Annotated in this window: 22 protein-coding genes; 20 read left to right on the top strand and 2 right to left on the bottom strand. The window is 49.7% G+C overall.

Going from position 1 to position 21,314, the window contains the following annotated elements; translation table 11 throughout:
- Positions 1 to 29: 29 nt before the first annotated feature.
- The 10 genes from pdhA (at position 30) to L1N85_RS07420 (ending at position 11,466) form a co-directional block, all read left to right on the top strand.
- Positions 30 to 1,097, top strand: a complete 1,068-nt coding sequence (pdhA, locus tag L1N85_RS07465) for a pyruvate dehydrogenase (acetyl-transferring) E1 component subunit alpha (protein WP_235236680.1) — start codon at positions 30 to 32, stop codon at positions 1,095 to 1,097.
- A 20-nt stretch (positions 1,098 to 1,117) separates the two neighbouring features.
- On the top strand, positions 1,118 to 2,095 hold the full coding sequence (locus tag L1N85_RS07460; protein WP_235236678.1) for an alpha-ketoacid dehydrogenase subunit beta: 978 nt from the start codon (positions 1,118 to 1,120) through the stop codon (positions 2,093 to 2,095).
- A 15-nt stretch (positions 2,096 to 2,110) separates the two neighbouring features.
- A complete protein-coding gene (locus L1N85_RS07455; protein WP_235236676.1) occupies positions 2,111 to 3,421 on the top strand; it encodes a dihydrolipoamide acetyltransferase family protein in 1,311 nt (436 codons plus the stop codon).
- A 3-nt stretch (positions 3,422 to 3,424) separates the two neighbouring features.
- The gene (lpdA, locus tag L1N85_RS07450) at positions 3,425 to 4,840 is read left to right on the top strand and encodes a dihydrolipoyl dehydrogenase (RefSeq protein WP_235236674.1); all 1,416 of its coding nucleotides are present in this window, start codon (positions 3,425 to 3,427) and stop codon (positions 4,838 to 4,840) included.
- A gap of 115 nt (positions 4,841 to 4,955) precedes the next feature.
- Positions 4,956 to 5,441, top strand: coding sequence for an acyl-CoA thioesterase (locus L1N85_RS07445; protein ID WP_235236672.1), 486 nt, complete (start codon positions 4,956 to 4,958; stop codon positions 5,439 to 5,441).
- 61 nt (positions 5,442 to 5,502) lie between these two features.
- Positions 5,503 to 6,462, top strand: a complete 960-nt coding sequence (locus tag L1N85_RS07440; protein ID WP_235236670.1) for a thymidylate synthase — start codon at positions 5,503 to 5,505, stop codon at positions 6,460 to 6,462.
- 36 nt (positions 6,463 to 6,498) lie between these two features.
- Positions 6,499 to 6,990 (top strand): dihydrofolate reductase, encoded by a 492-nt coding sequence (locus L1N85_RS07435; RefSeq protein WP_235236668.1) that lies wholly within the window; start codon positions 6,499 to 6,501, stop codon positions 6,988 to 6,990.
- A gap of 245 nt (positions 6,991 to 7,235) precedes the next feature.
- Positions 7,236 to 8,723 (top strand): glutamate synthase subunit beta, encoded by a 1,488-nt coding sequence (locus L1N85_RS07430; protein WP_235236667.1) that lies wholly within the window; start codon positions 7,236 to 7,238, stop codon positions 8,721 to 8,723.
- A gap of 112 nt (positions 8,724 to 8,835) precedes the next feature.
- The gene (locus L1N85_RS07425) at positions 8,836 to 9,156 is read left to right on the top strand and encodes a hypothetical protein (RefSeq protein ID WP_235236665.1); all 321 of its coding nucleotides are present in this window, start codon (positions 8,836 to 8,838) and stop codon (positions 9,154 to 9,156) included.
- Positions 9,157 to 9,207: 51 nt separating this feature from the next.
- Complete coding sequence (locus L1N85_RS07420) at positions 9,208 to 11,466, top strand: type IA DNA topoisomerase (protein WP_235236663.1); 2,259 nt, start codon at positions 9,208 to 9,210, stop codon at positions 11,464 to 11,466.
- A gap of 81 nt (positions 11,467 to 11,547) precedes the next feature.
- Here L1N85_RS07420 and L1N85_RS07415 read toward each other — a convergent pair whose 3' ends face one another.
- The gene (locus L1N85_RS07415; RefSeq protein WP_235236661.1) at positions 11,548 to 12,282 is read right to left on the bottom strand and encodes an HAD family hydrolase; all 735 of its coding nucleotides are present in this window, start codon (positions 12,280 to 12,282) and stop codon (positions 11,548 to 11,550) included.
- 143 nt (positions 12,283 to 12,425) lie between these two features.
- Here L1N85_RS07415 and L1N85_RS07410 point away from each other — a divergent pair, with 143 nt between their 5' ends.
- The gene (locus L1N85_RS07410; protein WP_235236659.1) at positions 12,426 to 12,563 is read left to right on the top strand and encodes a hypothetical protein; all 138 of its coding nucleotides are present in this window, start codon (positions 12,426 to 12,428) and stop codon (positions 12,561 to 12,563) included.
- A 60-nt stretch (positions 12,564 to 12,623) separates the two neighbouring features.
- Here the strand turns inward: L1N85_RS07410 and L1N85_RS07405 are convergent, their stop codons facing one another.
- Positions 12,624 to 12,848 (bottom strand): hypothetical protein, encoded by a 225-nt coding sequence (locus L1N85_RS07405; protein WP_235236657.1) that lies wholly within the window; start codon positions 12,846 to 12,848, stop codon positions 12,624 to 12,626.
- A gap of 158 nt (positions 12,849 to 13,006) precedes the next feature.
- Between L1N85_RS07405 and L1N85_RS07400 the strand changes: the two genes are divergently transcribed.
- The 9 genes from L1N85_RS07400 (at position 13,007) to L1N85_RS27540 (ending at position 21,241) form a co-directional block, all read left to right on the top strand.
- Positions 13,007 to 13,732 (top strand): phosphonate ABC transporter ATP-binding protein, encoded by a 726-nt coding sequence (locus L1N85_RS07400; RefSeq protein WP_235236655.1) that lies wholly within the window; start codon positions 13,007 to 13,009, stop codon positions 13,730 to 13,732.
- The gene (locus L1N85_RS07395) at positions 13,729 to 14,244 is read left to right on the top strand and encodes a GNAT family N-acetyltransferase (RefSeq protein WP_235236653.1); all 516 of its coding nucleotides are present in this window, start codon (positions 13,729 to 13,731) and stop codon (positions 14,242 to 14,244) included. Before L1N85_RS07400 ends, L1N85_RS07395 begins: the two co-directional genes overlap by 4 nt.
- Before the next feature lie 15 nt (positions 14,245 to 14,259).
- Positions 14,260 to 14,871: a DUF3298 and DUF4163 domain-containing protein gene (locus L1N85_RS07390; RefSeq protein WP_235236651.1), complete on the top strand. Its 612-nt coding sequence runs from the start codon at positions 14,260 to 14,262 to the stop codon at positions 14,869 to 14,871.
- A gap of 317 nt (positions 14,872 to 15,188) precedes the next feature.
- A complete protein-coding gene (locus L1N85_RS07385) occupies positions 15,189 to 15,860 on the top strand; it encodes an MOSC domain-containing protein (protein ID WP_235236649.1) in 672 nt (223 codons plus the stop codon).
- A 14-nt stretch (positions 15,861 to 15,874) separates the two neighbouring features.
- Complete coding sequence (locus L1N85_RS07380; protein WP_235236647.1) at positions 15,875 to 16,858, top strand: phosphotransferase; 984 nt, start codon at positions 15,875 to 15,877, stop codon at positions 16,856 to 16,858.
- Positions 16,855 to 17,778: a polysaccharide deacetylase family protein gene (locus L1N85_RS07375; protein WP_235236645.1), complete on the top strand. Its 924-nt coding sequence runs from the start codon at positions 16,855 to 16,857 to the stop codon at positions 17,776 to 17,778. Before L1N85_RS07380 ends, L1N85_RS07375 begins: the two co-directional genes overlap by 4 nt.
- Before the next feature lie 19 nt (positions 17,779 to 17,797).
- Positions 17,798 to 18,757 (top strand): AAA family ATPase, encoded by a 960-nt coding sequence (locus tag L1N85_RS07370; RefSeq protein ID WP_235236643.1) that lies wholly within the window; start codon positions 17,798 to 17,800, stop codon positions 18,755 to 18,757.
- A gap of 10 nt (positions 18,758 to 18,767) precedes the next feature.
- Positions 18,768 to 19,901, top strand: coding sequence for a DUF58 domain-containing protein (locus tag L1N85_RS07365; RefSeq protein ID WP_235236642.1), 1,134 nt, complete (start codon positions 18,768 to 18,770; stop codon positions 19,899 to 19,901).
- Positions 19,898 to 21,241: a DUF4129 domain-containing protein gene (locus L1N85_RS27540; protein WP_235236640.1), complete on the top strand. Its 1,344-nt coding sequence runs from the start codon at positions 19,898 to 19,900 to the stop codon at positions 21,239 to 21,241. The genes L1N85_RS07365 and L1N85_RS27540 overlap by 4 nt, the downstream gene beginning before the upstream one ends.
- Positions 21,242 to 21,314 lie beyond the last annotated feature (73 nt).

Below are 21,314 nucleotides of genomic sequence, written 5' to 3'. Positions count from 1 at the left end.
AAATATTTCGATTGAGGTGAGCGTTCAAAATGAGCAAATTGCCATATGAAGTTCAAACGGAACCGGTAACACCGCTATCCGTCCTGTCCCTTGACGGTGAAGTTGTTAACCCGGACTTAATGCCGGAATTAACGGATGACCAATTAAAAGAAGTGATGCATCGCATGGTTTTTACCCGTACGTGGGATGAGCGCGCTGTCAACCTTGGGCGCCAAGGGAGATTGGGTTTTTACGCGCCTGTATCCGGTCAAGAAGCATCGATGATCGGCAGTGAGTACGCGCTAAATAAAGATGATTTTATTTGCCCGGGCTACCGTGATATGCCGCAGCTCGTATGGCATGGATTACCGCTTTACCAAGCATTTCTGTATTCCCGCGGTCATCAGCATGGTGGTCAGATTCCGGAGGATGTACATGTCCTTATGCCGCAAATCATAATCGGCGCACAAATTTTGCACGCGACTGGTGTAGCCATGGCGTTTAAGAAAAAGAACGAGAAGCGCGTAGCGATTACGTATACAGGTGATGGCGGTTCGTCAGAAGGCGACTTCTACGAAGGAATGAATTTCGCTGGCGTTTTTAAGCTGCCAGTTATTTATGTCGTTCAAAACAACGGATATGCGATTACGACACCGTTTGCAAAGCAAACAGCTTCACTTTCGGTCGCACATAAAGCGGTTGCTGCCGGTATCCGCGGTATCCAAGTAGACGGCATGGATGTGCTTGCGGTAATTAAAGCGGTGCAAGAGGCTGCTGAACGCGGCCGCAATGGAGAAGGCGCAACTTTGATCGAGATGCTTACCTACCGTTTCCGCCCGCATTCGATGGCGGATGACACGACAAAATACCGTACAAAAGAAGAAGAAGCGGAATGGGCGCTTAAGGATCCGCTTACTCGTTTCGGCAAGTTTATGGAGAAAAAAGGCCTTTGGACGGAAGAGGATACGAACCGCGTGAAGGAAGAAGCGAAAGCTACGGTAAACGAGCATATCAAGAAAGCGGAAGCCGCTGAGAAAATGACGGTTGCCGGCTTGATCGATTCCATGTTCGAGACGACGCCGCAGTATCTGGAAGAGCAAAAGGCCGATTTTCAATAGTAGAGGAGGATCAGACGATCATGGCTCAAATGAATATGTTGGAAGCGATTCGCGACGCGATGCGCATAGAACTTAAACGCGATTCTAACGTTCTCATCTTCGGTGAGGATGCAGGTAAGGTCGGCGGTGTATTCCGCGTGACAGAAGGTTTGCAAGAGGAGTTTGGCGAGGACCGCGTATTCGATACGCCGCTTGCTGAATCGGCTATCGCCGGCATGGCTGTAGGAATGGGGATTCAAGGCTTCCGCCCCATCGCAGAAATTCAGTTCGTTGGTTTTATATATGAAGCGCTTGATCAAATGTTCGTTCAAGCAGCACGTATGCGTTTCCGCTCCGGCGGACGCTATAACGCTCCAATCGTATTCCGTACGCCATTCGGCGGCGGCGTTAAAGCGGCAGAACTTCATACCGATTCCCTTGAGGGCCTTGCCGTTCAAACGCCTGGCATTAAAGTAATCATTCCTTCGAATCCATACGATGCAAAAGGTTTGATGATTTCCGCCATTCGCGACAATGACCCTGTTTTCTTCATGGAGCATTTGAACCTGTACCGCGCATTCAAAGCAGATGTGCCTGAAGGAGAATATACGGTTGAGATCGGAAAAGCTAACGTTGTTCGCGAAGGCAGCGACGTTACGATCATTGCATACGGCATGATGGTTCATACAGCCGTGAAAGCAGCGGAGGAACTGGAGAAAACGGGCGTGAAAGCAGAGGTTATCGACCTTCGTACGCTGCTTCCGCTTGATATCGATACAATCGTAGCTTCGATCCAAAAAACGAACAGAGCAATCGTCGTGCAAGAAGCGCAAAAAACATCCGGCGTTGCAGCTGAGGTTATCGCTCAAATCAATGAAAAAGCAATTTTGCACCTGGAAGCACCAGTACTCCGCGTTGCCGGACCGGATACCGTATATCCGTTTGCTCAAATAGAGGATGCGTGGCTTCCATCCGTAGCTCGTATCTCTGCAGCAGTACAGAAAGTACTGAACTTTTAAAGGAGGTTACTAGCGGTGGCTAAATTCGAATATCGTTTCCCGGAGCTGGGCGAAGGCTTGCACGAAGGCGAAATTATTAAAGTGCACATCAAAGCCGGCGACACGGTTACAGATGATAGTATTATTATGGAAGTTCAGAACGACAAAGCGATCGTTGAAGTACCTTGCCCGGTAGACGGAAAAGTGCTTGAGGTGCTCGTGAAGGACGGACAGGTTTGTCATGTTGGCGAGGTTGTTGCCATCATCGATGCGGAAGGCGAATTGCCCGAGGGAGCAGCGCCTGCTGCCGAAGCGCCTAAAGCAGAGGCTCCGGCGGCAGCTGCACCGGTTGCAGAAGCGCCTAAAGCAGAAGCTCCTGCAGCGCAAACGGCAGCTCCGAAAGCCGGCGGTCTTGTGCTTGCAACGCCAAGCGTCCGCAAGTTCGCACGCGAGAAGGGCGTAGACCTGACTCAAGTTGGCGGCACCGGCAAAAACGGCCGCATCACTCGTGAGGACGTTAATGGCTTTGGCGGGGCGCCTGCAGCAGTGGTTGCAGCCGATCCGGCAGCTCCTGCAGCAGCTGAGCAGCAGGAAAAAGCATCGGTCGAAGCGAAGCCTGCTCAAGCAGCAGCTGGAACAGCCTACCGTCCAGAAGAACGTATCCCTTTCAAAGGCATCCGTAAAATTATTGCAAATGCAATGTCGAAATCGGTATACACAGCGCCGCACGTTACCATTATGGACGAGGTTGACGTAACCGAACTTGTTGCACTCCGTGCTAAATATAAGCCATACGCCGAGAAAAAAGGGTCCAAGCTTACGTACTTGCCGTTCATCGTGAAAGCTCTCGTGGCAGCTTGCCGTGAATTCCCGATCCTGAACGCTACGCTGGATGAGGCAAACCAAGAGATCGTATTGCGCAAATACTATAATATCGGTATCGCAACGGATACGGATAACGGTCTGATCGTTCCGGTCATTGAAGATGCTGATCGTAAAAATCTGTTCAAAATCGCGGATTCGATTCGTGATCTGGCAGCTCGCGGCCGCGACGGCAAGCTTGCTGCAAACGAACTGAAAGGCAGCACCATTTCAATTTCGAACATCGGTTCCGCAGGCGGTATGTTCTTTACGCCGGTTATCAACTTCCCTGAGGTTGCGATTCTTGGAACAGGCAGAATTACGGAAAAAGCGATCGTCCGTAACGGCGAAATCGTTGCTGCGCCTGTCATGGCACTTTCTCTCAGCTTCGATCACCGTCTTATCGACGGCGCAACGGCACAAAACTTTATGAATTACATCAAAACACTTCTGGCTCAGCCGGAATTGTTCATAATGGAGGTATAAGACATGGTCGTAGGTGATGCTTCCCTTGATATAGACACATTAGTCATTGGTGCGGGTCCAGGCGGATATGTAGCGGCGATCCGTGCTGCTCAGCTTGGTCAAAACGTACTCATCGTGGATAAAGAATATGTCGGCGGCGTATGCTTGAACGTAGGATGTATCCCGTCGAAGGCGCTTATTTCCGCATCGCATCAATATGAATCGATCAGCCACGCTTCCGCATTCGGTATCGAAGTTGGTGAAGCGAAGGTTGATTTCAGCAAGGTTCAGCAATTCAAGAACGGGATCGTCAAGAAACTGACCGGCGGCGTTGCTTCTCTATTGAAAGCGAACAAAGTCCAATATTTCCAAGGCGAAGTCATGTTCATTAACGAAAATGAAGCGCGCGTATTCAATGATCAAGAAGCGCCGCGCTACCGTTTCAAAAACTGCATTATCGCTACCGGCTCCCGTCCGATCGAGCTGAAAGCATTCCCTTATGGCGGACGCATCGTCTCTTCAACCGGCGCATTGTCATTGCCTGAAATTCCGAAGAGCCTCGTCGTGATCGGCGGAGGTTATATCGGTATCGAGCTTGGCCAAATGTATTCCAAATTCGGTACGAAAGTGACGGTTATCGAAGGCTCCGACGCGATCTTGCCGGGCTTTGACAAAGACATGTCCTCGATTGTTGCGAAGAAGCTGAAGAGCACGAACGTTGACATCGTTACCGGAGCACAGGCGAAGAGCGCCGAGCAAACGGACAAAGACGTCACTGTAACCTACTCCGTTGGCGACAAAGAAGAGAAAGTAACGGCAGATTACTTGCTCGTAACGGTTGGACGCCGTCCGAATACCGATGGTGAGCTTGGTCTTGATCTAATCAACATCAAATTGTCCGATCGCGGTTTGGTTGAGGTTGATGAGCAATGTCGTACGAACATTCCTCATATCTTTGCCATCGGCGATATTATTGCTGGACCTGCTCTCGCGCATAAAGCGATGTACGAGGGCCGCGTAGCTGCCGAGGCGATTTCCGGTCATACGAGCGTTATTGATTACAAATGTGTTCCTGCCGTTTGCTTCTCCGATCCTGAATGCGCAAGCGTCGGCCTTAGCGAGAAGGAAGCGAAGGATAACGGCTATAACGTGAAGGCCGGCAAATTCCCGTTCGCGATTAACGGTCGCGCGATGTCATTGAACGCTAACGAAGGTTTCGTGAAAATCGTATCCGATGCAGATTCCGGTCTTGTGCTGGGTGCGCAAATTATCGGTCTTGAAGCTTCCAACATGATTGCCGAGCTTGCTCTTGCCATCGAAATGGGTGCAACGCTTGAGGATATCGCGCTTACGATTCACGCGCATCCTACGCTTGGCGAGATCGTGCTTGATGCAGCGGAAGTTGCGCTAGGCCACCCGATTCACACGTTTATTAAATAAACGGCTTTTATCGATGCTGTTTAGCGATATGAGAGGTCACGCGGCTGTTCCAGCCGCGCGGCCTCTTTTCGTATCTAAGACATACCTATAATGGTTACTGGGGGCGTGAAGGGACATGGAGCATTCGTTCAAACCGGCTAAGGAATCCCGGACGATCATGACGCAGCTGATCTTTCCGCTGGATACGAATCATAACCATACGATGTTTGGCGGAAAGCTGATGGAATACATGGATAAGGTTGCTGCCATAGCTGCCATGAGGCATGCCAGAATGCAGGTCGTGACCGCATCGACGGACAGTCTCGATTTTTTGGCGCCCATACGTGTCGGGGAAGTCATTGAGGTCGAAGCTTTTGTCACATGGACGAATCGCAGCTCCATGGAAATTTACGTATCGGTTGAATCGGAAAATTTGTTTACGGGCGAAAGGAAGAAGACGGTAACGGCTTTCTTTACGTTTGTTGCGCTGAATGAGCACGGAAAGCCAGCCTTGGTGCCTGCCGTAGTTCCCGAAACGGAGGATGAGATGAAGCTTCATGCGTCCGCACCCGACCGTTATGGGCTGAGAAAGAAACGAATGCAGGACAGACGGCGGAATTAATGCTATAATAGAGGATATTTTGTCGATTTTTTTCTGGTTTACGATAGGGGGCGACATCGGTATGAGTAAGAGCGAGCAAACCTATTTGGGATTGATAAAGCATGTAATAGAAAATGGGACGAAAAAGGAGGACCGTACCGGCACGGGTACGATTTCCACCTTCGGTTACCAGATGCGCTTTGATTTAAGCGAAGGCTTTCCGCTGCTTACAACGAAGCGCGTGCCTTTCCGTTTGATTGCGAGCGAGCTTATATGGTTTATTCAAGGGTATACGAATATTCGTTTTCTTCTTCAGCACAATAATAATATTTGGAATGAATGGGCATTCAAAAGATGGGTGGAGAGCCCGTCTTATACAGGCCCCGATATGACGGATTTTGGTTTGCGCTCGCAATCGGATGCTGCTTTCGCGAGCGTCTATGAAGAGAAAATGGAGACCTTTAAACAGCGGATTTTATCCGATGATCCATTCGCGGCCGAATTTGGTGAGCTAGGCAACGTTTACGGCAAGCAATGGCGCGAGTGGAAAACGTCGCAGGGTGACACGATCGATCAGTTGAAGGATGTTATCGATGCGATTAAGCGCAATCCGGAATCGAGACGACACATCGTAACCGCCTGGAACCCGGAGGACGTGCCTTCAAATATGGCTTTGCCTCCTTGTCATACGATGTTTCAATTTTATGTGGCGGACGGTAAGCTATCCTGCCAGTTATATCAAAGAAGCGCGGATATTTTTCTTGGAATCCCGTTCAACATTGCAAGCTACGCGCTGTTAACGCATATGGTCGCTCATGAATGCGGCTTGGAAGCGGGCGACTTTGTCCACACGCTCGGAGATGCGCATATCTATACGAATCATCTGGAGCAAGTTCAGACGCAGCTAAGCCGTGAGCCGAGGTCTCTGCCAAGTCTCAAGCTCAATGCCGATAAAAAGTCGGTATTTGACTTTGAGGTTGCAGATTTGGTTATTGAGAGGTACGAGCCGCATCCTGCGATAAAGGGTCCGGTCGCCGTTTAGCTGAAGCAGCTTATAAATAGAAAGGTGCTGGCCCGCATGTCTATCACACTCATTGCCGCTATGGACCTAAACCGGACGATTGGCGTCGGCAATAAGATGCCGTGGCGCCTGCCGGCGGAGATGGCGTTTTTTACGAAGAGCACGACAGGCAAAACCGTATTGATGGGACGCAAAACGTTCGAATCGCTTCCGAAGCCGCTGAAGGATCGGAGAAACGTCGTTTTAACCCGTCAGCAGCACTTCCAGCCAGAAGGATGCGAGGTCGTTCACTCTTTGAAAGAGGCGATCGAGCTCTGCCGTGCTGACGAGCTGATGGTCATGGGCGGGGGAGAGATCTACGAACAGTTTCTCCCCTATGCGGACACGATCCTGTTGACGGCTGTTGAGGTCGAGATTGAAGGCGGCGACGCGTTTTTTCCTCCTTTTTCTGAATCCGAATGGGAACTCGTGGAAAGCGATAAGAGAGTAAGCGATGAAAGAAACGCCTACGCTTTTACGTTTCAAACGTTTAAACGGCGTTCCAACTGAAAAGAAGCGAACGTAACGAACATTTGACGAACGATATGTCATAAAGTGCAAATGATTGTGCGGAAAATCCATTAACGGCCAGAAGTCAGGAATGCTAGGATGTTATAAAATAGTAAACGAGTAATCTGAACATTTCATAGCAGAGGATAAAGATAGTTATTGAATATTTAATGGATTCCCGATATAGTTTGGTAAGAGAATCATCATAATGGTTAACGGGAAATATGGATGGAGGAAATGCGATCATGTCTACACCTACTGGATTTATGGAATATAAACGCGAATTGCCTGCCGATCGCGACCCGCTGGAGCGGATTAACGATTGGCAAGAATTTCATAAGCATTTTTCCGAGGAGCAGTTGAAGACGCAAGGCGCGCGCTGCATGGACTGCGGTACGCCGTATTGCCATACAGGCATCGAGCTTGCCGGTTCGGTATCGGGCTGCCCAGTCAACAACCTTATTCCAGAATGGAATAATCTCATTTATCGCGGTTTGTGGCGCGAGGCGCTCGACCGCCTGCATAAAACGAATAACTTCCCTGAATTTACGGGCCGCGTATGTCCTGCACCATGCGAGGGATCTTGTACGGTTGGTTTAATCGGCGATGCCGTAACTATTAAAACAATCGAACAAGCTATCATTGACCGCGGCTTTGAAGAAGGCTGGGTCGTTCCGCAGCCGCCGAAGGTACGCACGGGCAAGCGTGTTGCGGTTGTAGGCTCAGGGCCTGCCGGTATGGCTACTGCTGCTCAACTGAACAAAGCAGGGCATACAGTAACGGTTTACGAACGCGCAGACCGCATCGGCGGCTTGCTCACATACGGTATTCCTACCATGAAGCTCGAGAAACATGTTGTGGAGCGCCGTGTTAATTTGATGGAAGCAGAAGGCGTTGAATTCGTAACAAATACGGAAATAGGCAAAGATATTACAGCAAACGAGCTGGTTAACAATTTTGACGCTGTCGTTCTTTGCGGCGGTTCGACAAGAGCTCGCGACGTTGAGATCGAAGGACGCGATTTGAATGGCGTTCACATGGCAATGGATTATTTGAACGGTACGATTAAGAGCTACCTGGAATCCAACCTCGAGGATGGCAACTACATTTCGGCGAAAGACAAGGACGTCATCGTTATTGGCGGCGGCGATACAGGTACGGACTGCGTAGCTACAGCTTTGCGTCACGGCTGCAAGTCGGTTACCCAATTCGGTACGCATGCGAAGGCTCCGCTTGTGCGCGATAGCGTGAATAATCCTTGGCCGCAATTCCCGAATGTGTATACGCTCGATTATGCGCAAGAGGAAGCGAAAGCTTTGTTTGGCGATGATCCGCGCGCGTTCTCTGTACTGACGAAGAAATTTGTCGGCGATGAGAATGGAAACCTGAAAGAGCTTCATACGGTACAAATAGAGCGTACGGTCGATGAGACCGGCCGCAAAATTTATAGCGAAATTCCAGGTACGGAAAAAGTATGGCCTGCGGATCTTGTGTTCATCGCGGTAGGCTTCGAAGGTCCCGAAACGATGCTGATCGATCAGCTCGGACTAGCGCAGGACCGCCGTACGAACGTGAAAGCAGCTTATGGCAAATATACGACAAACGTAGACAAGGTTTTTGCTGCAGGCGACATGCGCCGTGGTCAAAGCTTGGTCGTTTGGGCGATCAATGAAGGTCGCGAGGCTGCACGCGAAGTTGATAAATATTTGATGGGCTCTTCCATGCTTCCATAAGCAAGGGAGCGTCGATAGAAATAGAGTTGAATATGCTTGCAGAGAAGCGCCTACGGGCGCTTTTCTTGCTGTGAGAACCAATCATGACCTAAAGATAGAGAGGATGAAGCAGATGATTAAATATGGACTGGACAGTGTAACAGAGCTAAGATTTCAATCCTTTCAACCCATTATTGAACGCAGGGACGGGCAATGGGTCGACATTACGCTGCGCTTCGAGCTTGCGCCGGAAACGGAGGCTCCGGGTGACTTGATCGATTTTTCCGCACTCGTCATTTGTACGGCAGACGGTACAATCGTCCAAATGGTGCCGCATGATGAGGGCTGCGATTGCGAATATCAGTTCACGGTAAGCGAGAAGGAGCAAATTGCGGCCTTTATCAATCAACCAAGTATTCAATCTGCGATTCAAAAACTAAGCTCCCAAACGTAAGGAAAGTTGTGGTAAAATCGGGTTGAGATGAAGGGAAGGGGAGATCCTCTTTTGAAGACATTAATCATTGCGGAAAAACCGGATATGGGGCGAAATATAGCAGCCGCAATCGATCCCAAAGCAAAAAATCACCGTTCCTATATAGAAGGCGAGCAATACATTATTACATGGGCGATCGGCCATCTTATCGGATTGGCTGAACCGGATGCCTATGATGATCGGTATAAAAAATGGAATATAAACGATCTTCCTATCATACCTTCGCAGTTCAAGCTTGTACCGAACAAAAAAACGATAGAACAGCTAAAAGTAATTGGAGATTTGGCGAAACGCAGCAACCTGCTTGTCAATTCCTGCGATGCGGGGCGGGAGGGACAATACATTTTCTCGCTAATCCAGCGCCATTTGAAGCTAAGCCAGCCTGTAAAGCGGCTGTGGATTTCGGACCTTACCCCGGAAACGATACGCAAGGGCTTCGATGAGCTTAGGGAGGGCTCGGAGTACGAGAATTTGACCCGTGCCGCCACCGCACGAAGCGAAGCGGATTGGCTGATCGGGATGAACGGTTCGCGTGCGTTTACGACGAAGCATAATGTACTGCTCTCGGTAGGAAGGGTTCAGACGCCCGTGCTTGCGCTTATCTATGACCGGCAGAAGCAGATCGAAGCCTTCTCCTCTTTAAAGTTTTTTGAGCTGGAAGGACACTTCACGCAGAATGAGATGACTTACCGCGGCATGTGGCAGGGCGAGAGAATGACCGATCAGGCGAAAGTAGAAGCGCTTGCTGCCAAGGTGAAGGGCAAGACTGGGCGGATTGCTTCTTACGAGGTGAAGGAGACTAAGGAGTATCCTTTTAAGCTTTACGATTTAACGCTGCTGCAGCGGGAAGCGAACGGCAAATTTGGCTTTTCGGCGAAAAAAACGTTGGACACCGCTCAGGCGCTGTACGAGAAGCATAAGGTCATCTCTTATCCCAGAACGAATTCGAACTACGTAACGGAGCAAAATATTCCGGAGATGCACAAGACGCTGTATTCGCTTCAAGGTACGGTCTACGACGAACTTGTCAAAGGCGCGAACCGAAGCCTTGTTCACAAAGGAAATAAGTTTATTTGCAATCCGTCCAAGGTTGAAGACCATCATGCTATCTTGCCTACTAATCGCAAAGCGAATGGACTAAGTCCCGACGAGCAGAAGCTGTATGATTTGGTTGTCAGACGGTTTCTGTCGCAGTTTTATCCGCCTGCCGAATACAAGGTGCACATCGTCATGACGGAGGTGGAGGACGTGCAGTTCAAGACGACGGTCAAGGAGCTGCTCAGCTTAGGCTGGAAGGTCATTTATGCGGATCAGAAGAGGGATAAGACGAAGCCAACCGCGAGGGGCAAAGAGAAGGACGAGCCTGAAGAGGAAGAGATAGAGGTGAATGAACCGTTCTCTATTAATGCAAACGAGAGCGTCGTGTGCGCGGATGCCTTAGTGAAGGAGAAGGATACGCAGCCGCCAAAGCATTATACGGAGGGAACGCTGCTGAAAGCGATGGAAAGCGCGGGCAAGCAGATCGAAGACGAGGATTTGCGCGATGCGATGAAGGATTCTGGCTTGGGAACGCCTGCAACGCGGGCTGCTACGATCGAACGGTTGAAGAACGTTGGTTATGTTGAAATGCAAGGTAAGAAAATATTGGTTACCCAAAAGGGCCGTACAGCGATAGAGTTAATTCGAGGGGCGGGTATCGACCTGCTGACTTCCCCGGAGATGACGGGATTGTGGGAACGCCGCTTGACCGAAATTTCAAGAGGAACAGCATCCAACGAACAATTCATGGAAAATGTGAAGAAATTCGCTGCGATGATCGTCGACAAGGTTCGAGTACAATCACGTGCAGCAAAAACGTCGTTTGAAGGCGAGACCACTGTACCAGGTAAAGGAGCGGCAGGCAAATCGGCTGCAGCCGCACGCAGCCGCACGACGAAACCGAAGTCGGCAGCTCCAGCGAGGAAAGGGGAGTCTGCCGATGCTTCGGCGGTAAACGGCGCTGCAATAGTTGCGGCCTGCCCGCGGCCAGGCTGCGGAGGGTCGATCTTTATGGGGCGAAAGGGATATGGCTGCTCTCATTACAAGGAAGGCTGCAAATTCGTCATTTGGAAGCAAAGTTACGGTCGCAGTCTAACGGATGCTCAGGTGAAGGCTTTGGTCCAAAAGGGGAAGACAACAAAACTGAAGCTTTCCCTGGAGGACGGCACGCCTGTCGAAGGCAGAATTGTCGTAACAAATCTGGACACCGGCGAGCTTGCGATCGAGCAATAAAAACGACAGCTGGAAATAAAGAAAGACCCGATTCGCTCCATTGGAGGAGAATTCGGGTCTATTTGCTGCGGTATAGGCCGTTCATCGATTCACGTATTGATGAATGGCGTCCGGCACATCCTTCAGATGGTCCAGAGTAAGAAAGGCGCCCTTCGGCTCCACATTGATTTGAATGACATTAAACTCCCATTCGGATGGCGCGCGCATATGAATGGCGTGAATTCCAGCCGTTAAGGCCGGGACAACGTCGGTCCGGATCGAATTGCCGATCATCCACGTCAACTCGCGGTTAAATAATCCATTGGATAGAATGTCCTCCAAAGAATCGTTGTTTTTCATTCGACGAATATAGATCCGGGTGTCAAAATAACGCTCTAATTGCAGCTTCTCGATCTTGCGGCGCTGAATGGGCATTTCGCCGCCGGTATACAAATGAAGCTCATGGCCGGCCTCTGCAAGCGCGAACAACGTTTGCTCCATATTGGGATACGGCTCCGTATCATGCTCATAAACGCTTAGGCCGAGCTTCCACAAAAAATTTTTTTCCGATACGGAGCGTTTCCGTCCGGTTAGATGTGAGAAATGAATGTACGTATCAACGAAGGACTGCGGAAAGTGCTCGCTCTTGAAGCCGAACACAGCTACCCCCGCAATGTCGATTTCCATTTGCTTATCGCGAATAGCTTGTTCGGTGACTAGGCTAAAGCCGCCAAACCATGTCGTCATGGCATCGATAAATTGATCGATGACCATATAAAAATATTTATTGCAGTGAATTAGCGTATCGTCCAGGTCAAACATGATTTGTTGTTTCATTTGAAGTTTCTCCTTTACGGAAGTTGAATCTGTATGATCAATCTACCGCAAATGAAGGGGCTCCGTCAATGTAAGGGGCTTAAATGAAGAGGGTTTACATAGATATCCAATTCATTCCGCATACTATTAGTGGAGGTGATGAAATGGTCCTTAACAAAAATGGCAAAGCAGACGGTCATCGCATTCATACAAGCGTCCGCGAGCATTCGCGTACGTTACCGACGAATAAATTCGCCAAACGTCCGCCAAGCCTGAACGGAATCAACAAACAGCTTCCTTAATAGGGATTATCGAAGGTCAAACGAAAGGAGAGGGCAATCAACCCTCTCCTTTACACGAACTTATGCATATTTGAGCTGCGAGGCAATTAATTGGTTTTTAATAAACGCGATTCGTTTGTGAATATAGAAGTCTCTGCTGTCTCCTTTTAATTCCTTTGGGGTGATCACCTCCTCTGCTGCATTGTCGATAATGATGAGCCGTCCGTCAGAGTAAAACTTAAAGGTCAAGTCTCGCCAAGGACGAACTTTCTCTACATAACGGAAATTTTCGCAGATGTTTTTCATGGTGATCAAGCCTCCTTCAAAAGGTTGAATTTCTCGATCAATGGAACGTTTGTTCTTGTTTATATTATACCAAACATTCGTTCGTATGGAAACTGTTTTTTGTTTAACGTAAACTAGATTCATAGATACGATTGCTGCTAACAGAAGGAGCGCGGAAAATGATTAGAATAAAGAACCTGACCAAACGTATACCCGGAGGACCGAAGGTGCTGGATGACATTACTTTCGAAGCCTATCCGGGCGACTTTATCGCGATAAAAGGCGATAGCGGAAGCGGTAAATCTATGCTGCTTCGTTGCCTGGCCCTGCAGGAGAAATGGAATGCGGGCTCCTATCAGTTTGAAGGGAAGGATGTCTTCAAGGAGGGGCTCGCGGGTAAGATGAAGGTGAGGCGCGAGGTTGCTTACGTGGAGGAGAAGCCCTTCTTGTTCCCGAATAAGACGGGACTCAAAAATGTAATTATCGGCTCGGTTGCGCAGACGCCAGCTTGGCGCAGATGGACCGGCATGGTTCGAAATGATGATTATATGGGCGCGATGGATATGATTGAGAAGCGCGGGCTTCTCGAAAAGGCCCATCTGAAGGCGAGCACATTAAGCGGCGGGGAAAAGCAAAGGATGGCGATCGCCAGAGCTCTCGTACACGGCGCGAAGGTCATTGCCGCTGACGAGCCGGTAGCCGGACTTGATCCGCACACGGCAGATCAAGTATTAAGCGATTTGAAAGCGCTCTGCCGGGAACAGGGCGTTATCGTAATCGCGGTTATGCATCAAGGTGATTGGGCGGAGCGTTTCGCGGACCGTATACTGGGATTAAACAAAGGCAAGCTCGTGCTGGACGTCAGGGGCAGACGGCTGACTGAGCGCGAGAAGGCGATGCTGTGAGCGGCTCAATCGAGCTCCGGTTAATCGAGGAGCATGAGCTTCATGCCGCCATCATGCTCGAGCAGAGCTGCTATACGCCGGAAGCGGCCGCTGCGCTAAGCGGCTTTCGATTTCGTTATCAGCAATATCGGCCGTTTTTCTGGACGGCATGGTTAGACACTAAATTAGTCGGTATAACGAACGGGATCCGAACGAACCAATCGGCCTGCGGCGATGAAATGAAGGGCGATCAAGCGGATGATCCGGACGGCATCCATTTCTGCGTGCTGACGGTCGCGGTTGATCCGCATGAACGTCGCCGAGGCATTGGTAAGCTGCTGCTCCGCAAGCTTATTCAGCAATGCGGGACAGCGGGTATAAGGAAAATGATTTTAATTTGCGAGAAGCAGCTTATTCCTTTTTACGAGGCGGAGAAATTCCGGCTGCATGGCGTTTCAGCTTCGAGCCACGGCGGAATTGTTTGGCATGAGATGAGCCGCACTCTGCATACAATAGAGCATCTTACCGAATAGGAAGGTGTCTTCGACATGTCATTTCAAGCTCCAGTCGTCATTCAGACCGTAAATGCCGCTTTTCCGAAAGCAGAGCTGTCGCTGCCGCATGTGAGCGGCGGTCCTAGTGAAGCCGCGGATAATAAAATAAACAAGAAGATTCATGAAACGGTTCAACAGCTTGTGAATAGCCAGGGTTCCCTGGATGATCCAAGGGCGCAAATGATCGGCTATTACGAGCAAAAGACAAACGAGAAGGATTATCTCAGCTTATCGCTGTTTAATTACGCTTATACCGGCGGTGCGCACGGTTTAACCCTTCAGGAATCATTAACGTTTAAGCAATCGACCGGACAGACTTTTACGCTGGAGCAGCTGTTTAAGCCGGGCTCGGATTATGTAAAGCGTATAAGCGCTATCGTCAGCGCACAAATTAAAGCGAGGGCAATCGATACATTGGAGCCGTTCACGGCGATTCGGCCAGATCAAGATTATTACGTAGCGGATCGTTCCCTCGTCATTTATTTTCAGCTATATGAGCTGGCAGCCTATGTATACGGCTTTCTTTATTTTCCGATATCCGTTTACGAGCTGCAAGATATCATAAATGAAGAGGGGCCGCTCGGACCGATGACAGTGAATGATTAGTTCATACCAAATCCGCTTCGTATCTATATGGATGCGAAGCTTTTTTCTGCAATGAAATCGGCTTCATTCGGGAAATGCGGGAAGGAAATATGGGGAATATTCTAACTATTCCGAAAACATTTCCCGGGGAAACGCAATAAGCTACACAAAAGAGAACTTTTCGACAAACGCCGATGGATACGGGATGGATTATGTCGAATAGGAATATGGACATTGAAAGTACATTAATTGTTAACGCAGTTATATTCCTTTGCCAACATCTCCCTCCCAAGATTATAATAGTCAGATAACAGAATGGTAAGGAGGATGACGCAGAAATGACACAAAACATGGGGGCTGCATGCCTTGTATCCTTGAATGTCGGAGAGCCTGCCGCCCTGCTTCATGGCACTAAGGAGGTTATTTCCGGCATCTTCAAGCACGCATCGCAGCACGCGCATTCCCTAAGCTTTACCGGACTGCAAGGAGATGGTCAAGGGGATACCGTACATCACGGCGGTCCTGATAAAGCGGTATGCGCTTATTTCGAGCGGCACTATCCCTATTGGAGAGAGAAACTCCAATTGCCGGTTGAATATGGGGCCTTTGGTGAAAATTTCACTTTGTCGAGCTGGACGGAAGAGGATCTGTGCATCGGCGATATCGTTGAAGCAGGCGAAGTGATTCTGCAGGTCAGTCAGCCGCGTCAGCCTTGCTATAAGCTCGGACTGAGGCATCAACTGCCTGAATTGCCTGAACGCGTACAAAAAAAGGGCTATACTGGATTTTATTTCCGTGTATTGCGCGAGGGTACGGTAAAAGCGGGAATCGGATTTTCCATTACGCAAAGGCATCCGGCAGGCAAGACGATTGCGGAGGCAAATCGGGTCATGTATATACATAAAGACGACATTCGCGGCATTAGAGAGCTTCTTGAAGTCAAAGAGCTTGCCCAGAGCTGGAAGGATCAGCTTGAAAGTCGGCTGCAGCGTTTGCAGCAGCAGAATTAAGGAGGCTTGCATCCTTGAAAGACAGCATGGATTTTGACCGGCTTTTGGCTAAATACGAATTTAAAGCGCCTTACACGATTGAACAACGAGAAAGCGGAATGAATAATACGACACGAATGATTACGGCTGGAGCCGACCGCTACGTCCTGCGGATCTACAACAACCATAGAGATGCGAATATTGTAAGGCTCGAGCATGAAGTGCTGGCAGAGCTGAGACGGCTGAAGCTGCCGTTCCAAGTACCTGTACCTGTTCAAAATAAATGGGGCGATACGATCAATATCTCAAGGGACGGCACCTTGTCGGCTATGTTTCATTATATTGACGGGGAACGTCCGAGCTCCGCGAACGAAGCTCACGTACTCGCGCTGGGCAAGGCGGCAGCAAGGCTTACTTCTGCTCTAAGCGAAATTAAGCCTGAGCGGGGGCCTTTGTACAGTCCTTATTATTCTTTGGAAAGCACGTATTCGTCTATGGATGAAACCGCATTCGCGGCTATGGCAGACCTGGGAGAAGGGCTTGCAGCAAGGAGCGAAAGCTTTGCTCTGCTGCTGGGGGAGAGGCGAGGTTTAATCGAGGAATGTGAAGCGATCTCCCGTTTGCCTAAGCAGTGGATTCATGGCGACCTGGTGTTTAATAATACGGTAGCGCAAGGCGATGATATTGTTGGCGTGCTTGACTTCGAGTTTTGCACGGTAGATGTCAGAGCTATGGAGCTGGCTGTTATCCTTGTGGATTTGATTAAACCGGATGATCCTGCATGCGGGGCAAAAGTAAAGCTTTTGCTAAAAGAATACGTCCGGTCGTTTCCTTTGCCCGCGGAAGAGTGCGAAAGGCTGCCTGCGTTAATGAAACTGAGGCTGCTTGACGTAGCGCTTCATTTCGCAGCTCGTTTGAAGGACGGGTTGGATGAAGAGCATATTTTATGCGGCATAATCGATCAATCCGCTTTCGTCTGTAAATGGATAAATGAAAATGGGGAGGATTTGAAAATATGAGCTTAGCCCGGGAGCTTGGATATGATGAGAAGGATCGGCTTCTTCTCGTAAATGCGGATGATTTCGGTTTATGTCACTCGGTTAACGTCGGCATTCAGCAGCTGCTGCTTGATGAAACAGTAAGCTCCGCTACGTTAATGCTGCCTTGCGGTTGGGCGAGAGAAGCGGCCATTTGGAGCGCAAGGCATCCGCAAATCGATGTCGGCGTCCATTTCACATTTACGAGTGAATGGGATGCTTACCGATGGGGTCCGGTAAATCGTAAAGGGAGTACCGCCTCGCTCGTTGCGAATGAAGGTTATTTCCCGAAGGACTGCAAAACCTTCGAACAGCAGGCTGATCCGGAACAGGTGAAAGCGGAATTGATTGCTCAAATCGAAATGGCATTGGCACTTGGGATGAAGCCTTCGCATGCCGATAACCATATGGGAAGTTTATACGGATTGGCGACGGGTCGCCATTTCCTGCCGATCGTGCTAGATGTATGCGCTTCCTATGGCCTTCCGTTTCGATTGCCGCGCTTCTTGTTGCAGGAGAATGGACAAGTGGCGCCTCCCGAGCTGGCTGAACAAGCAAAGCAGCTTGCCCAGCTTGCCGATTCGAAGGGGGTCGTCATTCTGGATTATTTGATCGGTCTTCCTTTTCAATTGCAGGCCGGCGAAACCTTCGATACTTTGAAGGCGAATATGCAGCAATTATTGAAGGGGCTGCATTCCGGCGTAACGGAGCTTATCATCCATCCATCGCTCGTAACGGATGAGCTCCTGGCATTCCACGGACAACCGGAGAAGCGGGGAATGGAGCTGGAGTTGTTCCGCGATGCCGATATCCGGCAAACGCTGCAGGAGGAAGGCATACGGCTGATCCGTTGGCGCGAGCTGCAAAAGCTGCAGAGAGACCGCAGCGGCTATTCGATTTAAAACAAAGGAGCTGCTCTAAATGTCATTTGAAGCTGTCAGGCAATTGGCCGAACGGGTTAAAGCTAATATCGGCCGCGTCATTATTGGGAAAGAGGAGGTTATCGATTTATTATTAGTCGGACTCATAACTTCCGGACATGTTCTGCTGGAGGATGTGCCAGGCACTGGGAAAACGCTGCTGGCGAAATCGCTTGCCAAATCGCTCTCGCTTTCATTCAAGCGTATTCAATTCACGCCGGATTTGCTTCCTTCGGATTTAAGCGGCATTCATTTCTATAATCAGAAGCATAGCGAATTTGAATTTCGGGCAGGGCCCTTGTTTACGAATCTCTTACTTGCGGATGAGATCAATCGGGCGACGCCGCGCACGCAATCCAGTCTGCTCGAGTGTATGGAGGAGCGGCAAATCAGCATAGATGGAGAAACCAAATATTTGGAGAAGCCGTTCATGGTTATTGCCACGCAAAATCCGGTCGAGCATCAGGGTACATTCCCTTTGCCTGAGGCCCAGCTCGATCGTTTTCTCTTCAAAATCAAAATGGGCTATCCAACGACCGAGGAAGGCTTGCTGCTGTTGAAACGCTTCAAGGAAAATGACCCGCTTGCCTCGCTCGAGCCCGTAGCGGACCAAGAGATGATTCAGAGAGCGCAGCAATCGTATGCAGGAGTGAAAGTGACGGACGATATGCTTCACTATCTCCTGCAGTTGGTAGAGCAGACGAGAAAACGCGATGAGGTGTCCGTTGGCGTCAGCCCGCGAGGCAGCCAGGCTTTGCTCCGGGCGTCGCAGGTTCATGCGATATTGCGCGGACGTGACTTCGTGACGCCTGACGATGTCAAGGCGATGGCGAAGCCAGTATTATCGCATCGCTTGGCGATTCGCGGCATGCAGCGTTCCTCCGGAAATGCAGATTCGATCATTGAAGACATTATTAGCCGGACGGCTGTGCCTGCGGAAGCCGGCATTTCGGTCCGATAGGCGGCAGCGGATGATCTTGTTTTGGTTTATCGTCGCTGCAGTCGGTATTTTGTACGTGCAAAGCCGCATGTTTCAGCGTTACGTATTGCGAAAAATCCAGTATAAACGGCATTTTCAAACAAAAGCCTGCTTTCGCGGCGATCAAGTCGAGCTCATCGAGCAAATATCGAATGCGAAATGGCTGCCTGTGCCTTGGCTGCGTATAGAATCGCAGCTGTCTACTCATTTGCATTTTCAAAGACTAGACAATTTCTCGGTAAGCAGCGGACAGCTCTACCAAAATCACAAGAGCTTCTTCAGTTTATCGCCCTATACGAGAATAACGAGAAAGCACCGGATCACTTGCGCCAAAAGAGGCTGGTATCAACTGCAGACGGTTACGCTGACTGGCGGAGATTTGCTTGGATTAACGAATGCTTCCGAGCAGATTCAGCTGGATGGCCGGCTGCTTGTTTATCCTAAGCCAGCCCAAGTACCTGTGGACGAGCTTCCGTATCATAGCTGGCATGGCGATCAGTCGATACGACGCTGGATCATAAGCGACCCTTTCGTTATTGCGGGAGTAAGGGATTATCAGGCAGGCGATACGTTTAAGCAGATCAATTGGATGGCGACGGCGAAGACCGGTCGTCTTCAAGTGCATCAGCATGATTTTACGGCAGATCGCAGACTGATGATTTATTTGAATGTGGATGATGCGGAGGGCATGTGGCGCAGCGTAACGGATCAAGCATTGATTGAACGCGGCATCGAATGGGCGGCCGGCGCGGCAGAAGCCGTTATCCAGCAGGGCATGGACGTTGGGTTCGCAGCCAATATGCCCGTCATCGGAACAAGAGACAGCGTTCATATCGAGCCGCGCGGCGGACATGAGCATTTGTTGGAAATATTCGAATGGATGGCGATGCTTCAAATTGAGCGAACGGAGCTATTTCATCAGCTTCTGGAGCGAGAAGCTCTGAGCGGCTATAGCGAGCGCGATGTGCTCGTGATCTCCACATATTGGAACGATGACTTTGAGCAGCAAGCGGATCGTCTACGTTATAACGGCAATGCCGTTTCGGTATGGTCGCTTACGAACGCGGCATTGACGGATGCGAAGACAGCAAGGCCGGGGGAAGGCAGAGAAGAGGTGAGCGCGTGAATACTGCGATGAAGCGGTCGCTTTCCTTGGCTGTTCTTGGACAAGGCGCTATCGAGCTGTTTTTTTACTTGCCCGTTCTGCTAATTGCTGCGGTATATGTCCTTCCGGCTTCGGCCGTCTGGTTATGGATAGGGACACTGCCAATCTGCTATTGGGCAGCGTCTGTTCCGGCCAGACTTTTCCCCAAGCTGCGAAGAATCGAAAGGCTGCTTATTTCGTTAGCGTTAGGAGCCGCCCATGCATTCGTATTGTTCGGCTTTCGGCTAGGAGAGCTGTCCATTTTACCGCTGGCCGTTTGCAGCGTGGCAGGTACTCTCATAGCTGTGCGAGGTATGTCGGTGGTTTTGCGAGGCTGGAGCGTTTCGTTTCCGAATTCGCAATTGCTGATCGGCGTGACGACCTATTTAGCTGTGCAGCCTTTGAAGCTTTTTTTATTTAAGAAGATCGCTGACTATAACAGTGTTCTAATTATTTGCGGGATTGCTGCCGTCCTATTATTTTTCTTCATTGCCAATGAGAGGCACCTGAACAGTGAAACGGTAGATACGGCCCAAACGCCGGCGACATTAGCCTTCAAACGCCAAAATCGATTTTTGATGCTGATTGTCGTGTCCATTATCGCGATTCTTGCTTTATTCCGACAAATTCAGCAGGCGATTGAACGCTTATTTCTAACGGTGATCGAGAAGGTGATGAGCTGGTTCAATCGACCGCAGGAACAAGAGCCTGCTCCAGAGACTGCTGTTCCTCAAACGCCGCCCGATATGGGGGGAGCGGAAGCGAAGCCGCCTTCGGATTGGATGATTTTGCTGGAGCAAATGTTGAAAATGATCGGGATAACGCTTATTATCGCTGCAGTGTCGATTCTGCTGTTCTTTATCCTTCGAAAGCTTTACCGATGGGCGAAAGTACTGGTGGCAAAGCTGTTGGAGCGGGGAGCGGAAAACCGTAAAAGCGATGCCGATTTTACAGATGAAGTTGAACATTTAATGTCGTCGTTTAACCTCAGAAAGCAGATGGGCGATCAACTTAAAAAGCTGCTTCCGAAAAAACGGGTGCAGGGCGCAGTCTGGGAGGATTTCGCTACGAATGCCGAAAAAATAAGATTTTTGTACACATATCTAGTGCGGGCGGAGCTCAAACGGGGCCGAAGCTTCCAGGCTCATCTGACCCCCCGTGAAACGGCTGAACTGCTGACAGGCTGGAAAAGCGGCGGACAGCGGCAAGAGGGTTTAAACGACTTCATAGCTGCTTACGAAAAGGTCCGATACGGCGAGAAAAATATCAATGATGCGCAGTTAGAGGCTCTCAAGCAGCAGCTTTACCAGGAAAAAAAGTAAAAAAAGACATACCGGCTTTAATGAGCCGGTATGTCTTTTTTGCAAATTTGGATTTTTGGCTCTCTTGTACAGG

Source organism: Paenibacillus alkaliterrae (assembly GCF_021532375.1).
In the GTDB taxonomy this organism is placed as follows: Bacteria; Bacillota; Bacilli; order Paenibacillales; family Paenibacillaceae; genus Pristimantibacillus; species Pristimantibacillus alkaliterrae.
The sequence above is the reverse complement of the archived record's forward strand: the minus strand, read 5'-3'. Positions and strand labels throughout refer to the sequence as shown.

Coding starts and splice junctions, on each gene's coding strand:
- pdhA (WP_235236680.1), top strand. CDS start 30: ATGAGCAAATTGCCATATGAAGTTCAAACGGAACCGGTAACACCGCTA.
- L1N85_RS07460 (WP_235236678.1), top strand. CDS start 1,118: ATGGCTCAAATGAATATGTTGGAAGCGATTCGCGACGCGATGCGCATA.
- lpdA (WP_235236674.1), top strand. CDS start 3,425: ATGGTCGTAGGTGATGCTTCCCTTGATATAGACACATTAGTCATTGGT.
- L1N85_RS07445 (WP_235236672.1), top strand. CDS start 4,956: ATGGAGCATTCGTTCAAACCGGCTAAGGAATCCCGGACGATCATGACG.
- L1N85_RS07440 (WP_235236670.1), top strand. CDS start 5,503: ATGAGTAAGAGCGAGCAAACCTATTTGGGATTGATAAAGCATGTAATA.
- L1N85_RS07435 (WP_235236668.1), top strand. CDS start 6,499: ATGTCTATCACACTCATTGCCGCTATGGACCTAAACCGGACGATTGGC.
- L1N85_RS07430 (WP_235236667.1), top strand. CDS start 7,236: ATGTCTACACCTACTGGATTTATGGAATATAAACGCGAATTGCCTGCC.
- L1N85_RS07425 (WP_235236665.1), top strand. CDS start 8,836: ATGATTAAATATGGACTGGACAGTGTAACAGAGCTAAGATTTCAATCC.
- L1N85_RS07415 (WP_235236661.1), bottom strand. CDS start 12,282: ATGAAACAACAAATCATGTTTGACCTGGACGATACGCTAATTCACTGC.
- L1N85_RS07410 (WP_235236659.1), top strand. CDS start 12,426: ATGGTCCTTAACAAAAATGGCAAAGCAGACGGTCATCGCATTCATACA.
- L1N85_RS07405 (WP_235236657.1), bottom strand. CDS start 12,848: ATGAAAAACATCTGCGAAAATTTCCGTTATGTAGAGAAAGTTCGTCCT.
- L1N85_RS07400 (WP_235236655.1), top strand. CDS start 13,007: ATGATTAGAATAAAGAACCTGACCAAACGTATACCCGGAGGACCGAAG.
- L1N85_RS07390 (WP_235236651.1), top strand. CDS start 14,260: ATGTCATTTCAAGCTCCAGTCGTCATTCAGACCGTAAATGCCGCTTTT.
- L1N85_RS07385 (WP_235236649.1), top strand. CDS start 15,189: ATGACACAAAACATGGGGGCTGCATGCCTTGTATCCTTGAATGTCGGA.
- L1N85_RS07375 (WP_235236645.1), top strand. CDS start 16,855: ATGAGCTTAGCCCGGGAGCTTGGATATGATGAGAAGGATCGGCTTCTT.
- L1N85_RS07370 (WP_235236643.1), top strand. CDS start 17,798: ATGTCATTTGAAGCTGTCAGGCAATTGGCCGAACGGGTTAAAGCTAAT.
- L1N85_RS07365 (WP_235236642.1), top strand. CDS start 18,768: ATGATCTTGTTTTGGTTTATCGTCGCTGCAGTCGGTATTTTGTACGTG.